This window comes from Actinoplanes flavus (assembly GCF_017592555.1).
Taxonomy (GTDB): Bacteria; Actinomycetota; Actinomycetes; order Mycobacteriales; family Micromonosporaceae; genus Actinoplanes; species Actinoplanes flavus.
In genome coordinates this window covers 127,150-138,658 of the sequence record NZ_JAGFNS010000023.1, presented here as the reverse complement: position 1 = coordinate 138,658, position 11,509 = coordinate 127,150, and the positions used below count along the sequence as shown (strand labels likewise).

At 73.6% G+C, this 11,509-nt stretch carries 7 protein-coding genes; 6 read left to right on the top strand and 1 reads right to left on the bottom strand.

Translation table 11 applies throughout. From position 1 onward, the window contains the following. Window positions 1–2: 2 nt before the first annotated feature. The 6 genes from J5X75_RS30300 to J5X75_RS30275 are packed head-to-tail and all read left to right on the top strand — an operon-like array spanning window position 3 to window position 10,623. Window positions 3–2,174: a hypothetical protein gene (locus tag J5X75_RS30300; RefSeq protein ID WP_208470944.1), complete on the top strand. Its 2,172-nt coding sequence runs from the start codon at window positions 3–5 to the stop codon at window positions 2,172–2,174. Then, window positions 2,171–3,382 (top strand): contractile injection system tape measure protein, encoded by a 1,212-nt coding sequence (locus J5X75_RS30295; RefSeq protein WP_208470943.1) that lies wholly within the window; start codon window positions 2,171–2,173, stop codon window positions 3,380–3,382. The genes J5X75_RS30300 and J5X75_RS30295 overlap by 4 nt, the downstream gene beginning before the upstream one ends. Next, a complete protein-coding gene (locus J5X75_RS44760; RefSeq protein WP_208470942.1) occupies window positions 3,379–4,689 on the top strand; it encodes an ATP-binding protein in 1,311 nt (436 codons plus the stop codon). The genes J5X75_RS30295 and J5X75_RS44760 overlap by 4 nt, the downstream gene beginning before the upstream one ends. Continuing rightward, window positions 4,686–9,677, top strand: a complete 4,992-nt coding sequence (locus J5X75_RS30285; RefSeq protein ID WP_208470941.1) for a phage tail protein — start codon at window positions 4,686–4,688, stop codon at window positions 9,675–9,677. Before J5X75_RS44760 ends, J5X75_RS30285 begins: the two co-directional genes overlap by 4 nt. Next, window positions 9,674–10,306 (top strand): leucine-rich repeat domain-containing protein, encoded by a 633-nt coding sequence (locus J5X75_RS30280; RefSeq protein WP_208470940.1) that lies wholly within the window; start codon window positions 9,674–9,676, stop codon window positions 10,304–10,306. Before J5X75_RS30285 ends, J5X75_RS30280 begins: the two co-directional genes overlap by 4 nt. Then, window positions 10,306–10,623, top strand: coding sequence for a hypothetical protein (locus J5X75_RS30275; protein ID WP_208470939.1), 318 nt, complete (start codon window positions 10,306–10,308; stop codon window positions 10,621–10,623). The genes J5X75_RS30280 and J5X75_RS30275 overlap by 1 nt, the downstream gene beginning before the upstream one ends. Here the strand turns inward: J5X75_RS30275 and J5X75_RS30270 are convergent. Next, window positions 10,602–11,465 carry a LysR family transcriptional regulator gene (locus J5X75_RS30270; protein WP_208470938.1) on the bottom strand — a complete coding sequence of 288 codons (864 nt, stop codon included), beginning with the start codon at window positions 11,463–11,465 and terminating at the stop codon, window positions 10,602–10,604. The two genes, J5X75_RS30275 and J5X75_RS30270, sit on opposite strands and share 22 nt — an antisense overlap. Window positions 11,466–11,509: the final 44 nt, after the last annotated feature.

Here is an 11,509-nt window from a genome sequence, read left to right as displayed (position 1 = left end):
GCATGTCCGACAACCAGTACCCCGTCTTCGCGAGCGGCCAGACCCTGACCGCGGCCGACCTGAACCTGCTGCGGGCGCACGAACACCACCGGGACCGGCTCGTCGGACGTACGGTCGGCTTCGGCGTCAACGTCGGCCTCGGCGGTGTCGTCTCGGGATCGGCGCTGACGATCCAGCCCGGTCTCGCGATCGACCAGACCGGTGAGCCGCTGCCGATGCCGGCGGCCGGGTCCGTCCCGCTGCCCCCGGCGGCCATGACGCCCTCGTACGACTTCATCTCGACCGCCCCGGGCGGCTTCAGCGTCGTGCTGGAGGCCAGCGACACCGTCGAGCCGGTCCCCGACTGCGGTGAGGCGGGCTGCGCCGATCACGCCGAGCTGCACATCCGGGGCGTCGTCCTGCGTACCGTCGCCGGGCGGGTGTCCGGCACCCGGATGGACTTCCCGGCCGACCCGCTGCTCAGCGTGCAACCCCTCGCGCTCAACCTGGACTCGACGCCGGTCAACTCGTACAACACCCTGCGCGATGCGATCGCGACCCGGCTTACCAACGGCGCCAGCCCGCTGGTCGCCACCGCGCTCATCGCCAGGTTGCAGGCCACCTCCATCGCCTCCGCCGACCTGGCGGGCGCCAAGGGCTACAAGGCCGGCTGGCTCAACATGGTGCTCTTCGCGACGCTCGACCTGCTGCGGGTCGAGGCCCTGCTGCGGCTCTCCGGCGACCGCACCACCAGCCCCGGCGTCGTCCTCGGCTGGCTGAGCCAGGTCGGCGGCGACTGGGTGTTCGACTGCCGGTACCGGCACGCCTGGGAGCCGCCGCGCGGGCTGACCGAGGCGTTCCTGGGCGGCACCTGTACCGACCCCGCCGGCCGGTACCGCTCGGAACTCGAGGCCCTGCTGGCCGGGTACGCGCCGCCGGAGCCGCCGCCCTCCGGCGGTGGCACGCTGCCGCCGGTGAGGTTCTGTCCCGAGGGCTCGATCCTCATCGGCGGGAAATGCATACACGTCTACATGCCGCCGCGGGAGATCCCCGACCGCTGGCGCAACGTGTTCATCGACGACCCGCTGGCACCGGTCTGGAATCCGCCGGACACCCACTGGGACACACCCTGGGTCGTGTACGACACCGAGGGGTGGAACCATTTCGCCGACGGCGTCATCGGTGTCAGCGGGTACGTGGGCTATCCGGGCGACGCGGTCAAGGGTCTGCTCGTCACCGAGATCGAGAGCAGGCGCGGGGTCGCCGACATCAAGATCATCAACACCGGTGAGGAGGGCCGGATCGCCGGCTACCTGCCGGCGGGTGGCTTCAGCCCCTCGGACACGCTCGTGCTCACCGTGAACTCCGCCGGGACGGTGGTGGCCACCGGGCGGGTGGCGGCGGTACGCAACACCCGCGACGTCGGATCCGCGCTGCCCGCGGCCCTCGGCGCCGTCGCCGAGGCGAAGGCGGCCGCGAACGAGCTGCGCGCCATCGGCAACACCGTGGAGACCCGCTTCGCCACCCTGCAGACCGGCCTCGACGGCCTCGGGACCAACCTCGGCCAACTGCGTACGGACTTCAACGCGTACAAGGGCGGCGCCTTCGATCAGGGCGGCTTCGGCGCCCGGATCGGCACCGTCGAATCGAAGTACGACGAGTTCAGCGGGCACGGTGAGCGCATCGCCACGATGGAGTCCCGGCTCGGCGAGGTGGCCGGCCACGGCGAGCGGATAGCCGGCGTCGAATCCACGGTCAAGGAGGTGTCCAAGCACGGCGAGCGGATCTCCGGGGTCGAGTCGAAGGTCAACGAGGTCTCCAAGCACGCGGAGCGCATCGCCAGCGTGGAGGCCAAGGTGCAGCTCCTGGAGAAGATCCAGGTCGGCGGGAAGTCCATCGCCGGCGTCAGCGCCACCGTCGGCAAGGGCATCGCCGATTTCACCGAGGCCACCATCGTCGCCATGCGGCAGCTCAGCGCCACCAACAGGGACCTGCGTGAGCGTACGGCCGCGGCCGAGCGCTCGCAGGCCCGGCTCTCGGCCGCGATCGCCACCGACAACCCGCAGGTCATCAGCGCCGCGACGCTCGAACTGCTGGGCACGGTGAGCGAGATGGTCAAGGTCTCCGGGGCCGGCGCCGAATTCGGCGAACGGCTCGACGCGCAGTTGCGGCAGCTGTCCGGGCTGCTGGGATGACCGACGTCGCCGTCGGCATCCTGCGGATCCGCGGCCCGCACGCGGGCCGGCTGGCGCGAGTGGCGGCCCGGATGCTCCCCGCCGCGCTGGACCGCGCCCTGGCCGATGTGGGCGACGTCGTCCTCGACCGGGTCGAGGTGCGGCTCACGGCCGACGTCGACGGTTGCGACGACGAGACGCTGGCGGTGCTGTGGGCCGACGCCATCCGGGCCCGCGTGCTGGCCGCGTGCGGCGGCCGGATCCGCCGCCCGGTCACGCCGGCCACACCGGTCACCGGCGACGCGCCGCTGCCGGGAACCGGGGCGCCGGCGGTGCTCGCCGCGGCCCGAGTCTGGCTCGCCACCGCCGCTGCCGGTGGGGCCGGCGGTCACCGCGAGCCCGCTGCGCTGCCGCGGGTCCTGCTGACCTTGGCCGACGCCGCGTCCGCGCGGGCCGTCGCGGCCCTGGCCGATCCACCGGAATGGGCGAAGCTGATGACCGGGCTGGGTCGCGCTCTCGGCGTGCCGCCCGACCCGGACCGGCCCCCAGCTGCCGGCGGCGGCCAGCCGGCAGGCGGCGGCCATCCACCGGCGCCCACGCCGGCGGCGCCCCTTGACGCCGAGCCCACCTCTGCTCCCACGCCCGGTGACCGGCCCCGGCGCGAGGGCGAGGTGCTCGCCGCCCTCGCCGGCCTGGCCGGTCTCGTCGCCCCGCACGCCACCGTGGTCGACCTGGCCACCGTGACCCGGGCGGCCGGCGTCGTGCTGCTCTACCCGTGGCTTGCCGAGCACTGCCGGCGCGCCGAGGAGCTGCACCCCGACCTGGACCCGCTCGACGTCCGCGAGGCGGCGCTCGCGGCCGTCGTCGACCCGGACGATCCCACCCTCGCCGACGACCCGCTGGTACGACTGCTCGCCGGCCGGCCCGCCCCGATCTCCGCCGGTCCGCGCCGGCGGCACCCACTGCCCCACGCTCCCGAGGTGGCGCGGTCCGCGCTCGGCGTGCTCACCTCGTTCACCGCGCTGATCCCCGGCTTCGAGCGCTCCACCCCGGCGTTCATCCGCGGCGCCTGGATCGCCCGGCGCGGCCTGGTCGACACCGACCGCGACCCGGTGTCGCTGCTCGCCGCCACCCACCCGCTCGACGTGGTGTTCCCGCGCCTGCCCTATCCGGTCGGGCTGCTGCGGCTGCCCTGGTCGCGGCCGCTGTCGGTGAGGTTCCGGCCGTGACGGCGGCGCCCCGGCCGGTCCGCGAGTTGCGCGCCGCCCTGGAGATGCTCGAAGCGCTGGTCCGGGTACGCATCGAGGAACGAGGGGACGCCGTGGCCACCCGCCCGCTCGGCATCGAGGACGCGGGCGAGGGGCTGCCCGACCGGTCCCGCTTCGACGGGGCCGGGCCGCTCGCCGAGATCGCCACGACCGCCGACCTCACCGCCGCCGAGACCGTCGTGCTGCTGGCCGCCGTCGCGCCGTACGTCGACGAGCGGTTCACCGCACTCTACGGCGCGCTGACCGACCGGCCCGGGGTGACGGCGCTGACCGGCGAGGTGGCGCGGACGATCGCGGCCCGGTCGTTCCGCGGCCGGCTCGACGCGACCGTGATGCTCTCCGCGCACGGCAAGCTGCGCGCCACCGGCATGCTCACCCTCGATCCGCCCGACGACCTGTCCGGCACCCTGCGGCCGAATCCGGCGCTGGTCACCTGGCTTCTGGGCCTGCCGCCGCAGGAACCGGCCGCCTCGGCCGACTTCCCGGCCCGCCGGTTGCAGACCGTGCACACGCTGTCCGGCGTGGTGCTCCCGGCGGCGGCCCGGACCCGGATCGACGAGCTGCAGTCACGGATCCGGCACCACGGCACCGTGGTCGACGAGTGGGGCTTCGGGGCGCACCACGACAACGCGGCCGGGCTGATCGCGCTGCTGCACGGTCCGCCCGGCACCGGCAAGACGATGACCGCGGCGGTGCTGGCGGCGTCGGTCGGGCTGCCCGCGTACCTGATCGATCTGTCCGCCCTGGTCTCCAAGTACATCGGGGAGACCGAGAAGGCGCTCGCCAAGGTCTTCGACCGGGCCGCGCGGGAGCGGTGCATCCTGGTGTTCGACGAGGCCGACGCGATCTTCGGCGTACGCACCGAGGTCGGTGACGCCCACGACCGCTACGCCAACCAGGAGGTCTCGTATCTGCTGTCCCGGGTGGAGCAGCACACCGGGATCGTGGTCCTGACCACCAACCTGATCGCCAACATCGACACGGCCTTCCTGCGCCGCATCCACGTGGTGGTCGAGTTCCCCGAGCCCGGACCGGGTGAACGGCAACGGCTCTGGGCCGCCGTGGCCCCGTCCGCTCTGCCGATGGACAGCGGCGCCGACCTGGCCGAACTGGCGCAGCGCTATCCGTTGACCGGCGCCCAGATTCGCGACGCCACCCTGGACGCCGCCTACCTCGCCGCCGCCGACGGCCGGGTCGTCACCCAGGAGCACCTGCTGACCGGGATCCGCCGGCAGTACGAGAAGGCCGGCCGGACGGTGCCCCGGTGACCGCCGCCGTCCGGGCCGGTCCGGAGCCGGCGCCGGCCACCCGCAGCGCCGCCGACGCGCAACGATTGCTGACCAGCGTGCCGCGCCCATCGGCGCGGGCGACGGTGGTGGATCTCGCCGATGTCACCGCCGGTGGCCTGCGGGCGGTCCAGGGCGAGTGGGGCCTGACCGGCGGCCAGGTCGTGCTCAGCGGCCGGGTACCGTTCGCGGACCTCACCGGCCGGGCCGGCTTCCGCCAGGACGGCTCGCTGGACGGCACCGTCGAGATGCGCGCCCGGGTGCGGTTGCTCGGCCTCGACCTCGGCACGGTCAGCTGGCGGGTCGAGGGCTGGAGCCCCCGGGCCGCGCTCACCGGGCCGGCGATCACCCTGCGCGGCACGGCCGTCGCGATGGACCTGCGGTCCCTGCCCGGCGACGTCACGTGGATTCCGCGCGAGGGGACGCACGCGCGGCGGGACGGCCCGCGTGTCGACATCCACCTGCCGGCCGGTGCGGTTCCCGACGGTGAGCCGCTCAGCCCGCGCCTCGCCGAGGTCTACCGGGGACTGCTGAACGTGGACACGTCGCGGCTGCGCGTGCACGCGGGAGTCCCACTGGCCGGCGCCCCGGCGTTCGTGACGGACGACGACCTGTTCTTCGCACCGGGCATCTACGGCGTCGACAGCCCGGACACCCTCCGCGTGCTCGACGCCGCGGTCCGGGCGGCCCTCGCCGGTCTCGTGGGCGCGGTGACGGGCGAGCCCGTCGTGCCGCGACCGCCTGCGCCGTCCCCGGCCTCGGCGCCGGCTTCCGGGGCGCCGGCACCGAGCCTGCCGGAGCCCGCACCTCAGCCCGCGGCCGAGCCGGTTCCCGCCCCGGCCGCGCAGGAGCCGGCGGAGGAACCAGCCGCGCCGGCTCCGGAGACGATCACGCCGGCTCCGGACGTGGCCCTCGCCGCCGCGGAGGCTCCCGCCAGGACGCACCCACCGGTCGAGCTGATCATGCCGGAGCCGCCGAGCGACCTGACCCCCGCCGCCGCGGCGCGCGGTGGCGGCGTCCGGACCGGTGCCGGCGGTGCCGCCCGCTCGGCCGGCGACCTGCCGTCAGCCGACGCCGACGTCACCGACTCGCGCGGCGCCGTCACCGAGCCGGCCGCCGAGACCGCCGCGCGGGCTCACCAGGAACTCGCCGCCGAACTGGGGGAGCGCCCGGCGCCCAGCCCGGAGATCGTCGCACTGGTCGACCGCATCCGCACCGCGATCCGCGAGAACCGCCCCGAGGACGAGGACGAGCTGCTCAAGACCGATCCCACGCGTGCGGCGCAGGACGCCGGCGCCACCGTCACCGGCTCGGTCCAGGGCGAGGTCGACCAGGTCAGCGGCGCGTACGACGCGATGGCCACGCCACCGGCCGGCGCCCCGGCACTGACCCCGGCCCCGATCGCGCAGCCGGCCGCGACATCGACCGGCATGGGCGTGGACGCGGCCTCGGCCGCGCCCGACCCGATCCCGCCGGAGAACACCTCGCTCGACGCCGATGTCGCCGCCGCCGACCAGCGGATCACCGACTCCGGCATCGACACCCCGGTGACCCGGGAGATCCCGGACGGGCCGTTCGCGCAGGCCAGAGACGCGCGGACCGGGCTCGGCGAGGTGGCGCAGCGCACACCGCAGCAGATTCAGGCCGAGCAGCAGCAGGCCATCGACTCGGCGCAGGCCGACATGGCGCAGCTCCAGCTCCAGGCCGTCGCCGCGATGCGGGCCGCCCGGTCCGGCACCGTCACCGCGGTCCACGCCGGGCAGACCGGGATGGTCGGCACCGAGGAACAGACCCGCGAGTCGGTGTCGCGGCACGCCCAGCAGATCTTCGACGACGCCCAGCGGCAGGTCGACCAGCTGCTCGAGCCGCTCAGCCGGACGGCCATCGCGCGCTGGGAGGCCGGGCTGGCCCGGCTCTCGCAAGACTTCCACGACTCGCTCGACCGGGTCGGACGCTGGATCAGCGAGCGTCACGAGGGCGTGATCGGCACGATCGTCGCGGTCGGTGACTACGTGGCCGGCCTGCCCGAGTGGGTGACCGACGAGTACAACCGGGCCGAGCGGGCCTTCGGCGACGGTGTCGGCGAGTTGCTCCTCGACATCTCCAGCGACGTCAACGGCGTCCTCGCCGCGGCCCAGGCACTGATCCGGCATGCCCGTACCGAGATCGACACGGCGTTCCAGCAGATGGAGGCCGAGTTCCCGGAGTGGGCGGCGCAGGAGCGCGCCCGGTTCGGCGGGATGCTCGACGGCCTGAGCCGGCGGGTCACCGACGCGCAGACGAGCTTCGTCAAGGACGTGTCCCAGCGGGCGATCACCGCGGTCAACGAGGTGCACGCCGAGGCACAGGCGCGGCGGGACGAGGCCGGCGGGCTGATCGGCCAGGTGATCGCGGCGATCGAGGAGTTCATCGACGACCCGGTCCGCGCGATCATCAACGGCCTGCTGCGGCTGGTCGGCATCCCACCGGCCGCCTTCTGGGCGCTGATCGCCCGGATCGAGCAGGTCGTCTCCGACATCGCGGACGACCCGGAGAACTTCATCAACAACCTGGTGGCCGGCGTCAGGCAGGGCTTCCAGCAGTTCTTCGACAACTTCGGCACGCACGTGCTGCACGGCTTCTGGGACTGGCTGTTCTCGGGCCTCCAGACGCGGATCCCGATGCCCCGCGACTTCTCCGCCGGCTCGCTGTTCACCTTCGCTCTCCAGCTGATGGGCATCACCTGGGCCCGGGTACGCGAGATCCTGATCCGGCACATCGGCCCGACCGCCGTCGAGGTCATCGAGGCGGCCTGGCAGCTCATCTCGGTGCTGATCGAGAAGGGCCCACAGGGTCTGGTCGAGCTGATCAAGGAGCAGCTCACCCCGGAGAACATCGTCGACACGATCCTCGAGGCGGCCGTCGAGTACCTCGTCGAGACCCTCATCCAGCAGGTCGTCGTCCGGGTCGTCGGCATGCTCAACCCGGTCGGCGCCGTCGCCCAGGCGATCGACCTGATCTACCAGGTGTGCGCCTGGATATTCCGCAACGCCGCGCGCGTCTTCCGGTTCGTCGAGGCGGTCGTGACCGGGATGGCCGACGTCGTCGCCGGCAACATCGGCGGGCTCGCCCGGGCGGTCGAACGCGCCCTCGCCTCGCTGATCCCACCGGTCATCGACTTCCTCGCCGGCCTGCTGCACCTGGGCGGGCTGCCCGGCGAGGTGGCCGACGTGATCACCCGCCTGCAAACCGTGGTCTACCGGGTGCTGGACCGCGTCATCGGCTTCCTCGCCGAACGCGGCCGGGCCCTGCTACGCCGCCTCGGCATCGGCGGGGAGGAGGGCGACGGCCACAACGACGACGACGAACTCGGCACCACCGTACGGTTCAGCGCCGCGCACGAGAGCCACCGCACCTGGATCGACCGGGCCGGCAACGACGCCACCCTGATGGTCGCCTCGGCGCCGACCGCGATCCGCGACAAGATCGGCGAATGGCGGGGCAAGCTGTCCGGCATGGAGAGCGCCGAGGACCGTACCGCCGCCGAGGCCGAACTCGACGAGCTGGACGCGATGCTCACCTCGCTGGACGCCGACGCCGACGCGCTCGCCGCCGCGTTCGAGCAGGCCGGCCGCAACCCCACCGACGCCACCGAGCCGCCGGACGACAACTCCCTGGAAGGGCGGCAGCGGTCGCTGGCCGGCCTGCTGCGCGCGGTCTTCGAGCTGTTCGAGGAGCGCGACCCGGCCGTGTACCTGCGCGACATCGCGGCCAACATCCAGGGGCACGGCGCGTCGTACGCGACCACCGTCAAGGACCAGTGGGAGTCCACGGTGACCCGGCCGATGCTGGTGCCGGACGGCACCACGTCGCTGTGGTCGCGGGCCCTGCTCGACGAGGCGAGCGGCGCCTCCTACCTCGGCCGGTCCAGCACCCACCAGCAACTGCTGCCCTGGTTCCTGGTCGGCAGTCAGTCGAACCCGCGCAGCGCCGCGTCGGGCACGTTCAGGAACCACGCGTTCGAGACCGACTCGCCGGACCCGGCGCACACCGTACGCAGCGAGTTCATCCGGGCGCTCGGCGACGACGCGGTCACCCGCATGAAACGGCACGGCCTCGACGTGGTGAAGCCGGACGAGAACGCGGCTCTGCGCGAGCAGATCCAGACGATGAGCTTCATCACCGCCGGCGGCCGGTGGGGTGCGTTCTCGGGCATCCCCGGCGACGCCGTGAACCCCCTGATCAAGAGCGCGATCACGGTCGCCGGGGGCATCGGGACGTTCCTGCGCCAGATGGTCTCGCCCGGCACCTCCGGTGGCGTCACCTGGTCGCAGTTCCTGGCCGTCTGGAACGCGAGCGCGGCCACCAAGAACTACGTGAAGGGCCTGTTCCGCAACGTCGAACCGGCCCATCACGAGTGGATCACGACCGGTTTCATCCCGCGCGTGATCGAGACGGCGATCAACGCCGCGTCCACCGGCGACATCCGCAACGGGCTGCGCTGGATCACCGCGCAGAACACCCTGCGCTCACCCACCCGGTACGTGCTGCACCCCCCGATCATCAGCCGGAGCCGGGCCGCGCGCGGTACCCGGAGCGAGGACAGTACGGTCACCTCGGTGCGGATGTCAGGCCACATCGGCGCGTTCCGCCGACTGGATGACCCGAGCGAGATGACCGGTACGATCGGCACCGAGGCGTTCCACGACTGGCTGCGCGCGGAGTTCACCGCGCACAACGGCCTCGGCCCGTTGGGCTACATCCGGCACCTGCAGTCCCAGCTTCCCGGCCGGGTCTGGGACGGCCGCATCGAGGCGATCCCGGCGTCCGCGCTCGATCTGCCGGTCGGGATGCTGTTCCGGCTGGAGAGCGGCGAGGACCGGGAGCTGACCGTCGGCCGGCTCGCGCTTCAACAACGGATGAACTGGCTGCGCATCCAGGAGAACTTCGCGGAGGCGTACGCCGCGACTGAGAGTGACGGTGCCGGATGACGGACATCGAGCGGGCGGTCGCCGAGCTGGTCGCGATCGGGATGCTGGACGCGGGCACACCCCCGGGCGAGGTACGCGATCTGGTCGTGTCGCACGCCCGGTCTCTCGACGGCCTCGCGGCGTACACGGGCCTGAAGACCTTGTCGCTGATCGGTTGCGCGGCCGGTGACTACCGTCCGCTGTCCGGCCTGACCGCGTTGCGGGTGCTGACCGTGGAGAACTCCGATCTCGCGGACGTGACCTGGGCGTACGGCATGGGGTTGCGGGTGGTGGTGCTCCGCCGCGACCGCTTGCGCGATCCGCGCCCCATACTCGGCCTGCCGGAGCTGCAGAGCCTGGACCTGACCGGCAACCCGCTCGACGCCGAGGCCTTGGCCGCCGCGGCGGCGCTCCGGCCCGGCCGGCTGGTCACCCTGGACGACGAGGAGACCGCCGCCCTCAACCGCGCGCTGGCCGGCACCGGCGTGGTCGCCTACCGCACCGGCGGAGAGCTGTGGGCCTGCGCGACCGGCCTGGCCCTGACCGAACACCCGGAGGCGGGGCACACTCCGACCACGGCCGAAGAGTTGCGGGCGGTGGCGGCGGGCACGCTCGCGCCGCGCGACCTGCTCGGTCTGGGGAGCGCGTGATGGCCGGGCACGGCCCCGGCGTGAGCTGGCTCGCGGCTCGCACCGGCAGGAACCCGGAGCAGCTGGCCGGTTCACCGGCCGCGGTGGCGGACGCCCTGCGCGAGGCCCTCGCGCTCGCCGCCCGCTCGGCGTCACCCGACCCCGAGGTGCGGGCGCGGGCCAGAGCCGAGGCCGGCGCGTTGCAGGAGCAGTTCGCCGCGGCACCACCCGAGGAGGCGTTCGCGGCAACGATCGCCGTCGCGCTGCGCGACGCCGCGGACCGGCTGCGGCGGACGGCGCGCTCCGCGCGTACCCCTCAAGGAAGACCGGAAGCGTAAGCGGCGCGACTGAGCCGGACCAGGTCGTCGAGGCCGGCCGGTGGGTCGTCGCGCCACCAGGCGAGCCAGACGTCGATGCGGGGCGCCTGGCGCAGGGTGCGGTAGGCGACGCCGGGGCGCGGGTTCTGGTTGGCGGTGGCCTCGGAGGTGACGCCGACGGCCTGGCCGGCGGCGATCAGCGTGAGCCACTCGTCGACGCCGTGTGTGGTGCGGATCGTCGCCGGTGGCGGGCCGGGATGCCACAGGCCGAGGGTGGTGGTTCCGGTGCGGGCGTCGATGGCGACCGGATAGCGGGCCAGGTCGCGCAGGTGCAGGGTGCGGCGCCGGGCGAGCGGGTTGTCGGTGGCGACCGCGGCGCAGCGGGTCTCGGCGCCGATCAGGGCGGTCGCGAAACGCGGGTCGTCGAGGGGGCGGCGGATCACCGCGATGTCGGCGGTGCCGTCGCTCAGGCCCGCGCTGGGCGTGTTGGTGTGCACGAAGACCAGGGGAGTGCCGGGATGGCCGGTGGCCCACGCGCGTTGCAGGCGGCGGGTGTGTTTGCCCAGAGCAGCCCATGCGTATCCGATACGCAGTTCGGTGCGCCGGCTCTCGGCGAGACGCCGCAGGTGGGTGATCTCGTCGAGGATGCGGCGGGCGCCGGCCAGGACCTGGGTTCCGGTCGCGGTCAGCGCGACCCGGCGGGTGGTTCTTTCCAGCACGGGTACGCCGAGCGCCTCCTCCAGGGAGGCGATGGCCCGTGACACCGCGGCCTGGGACACGCCGAGTTCGGTGCCGGCGTCGGTGAAGGTGCCGGTGTCGGCGACCGCGACGAGCGCCCGCAGGTGACGCAGGTGCAGATCCATGCGCCCAGCGTATAGATCTGCCGGGAAGCGTATTTCCCGGCGCG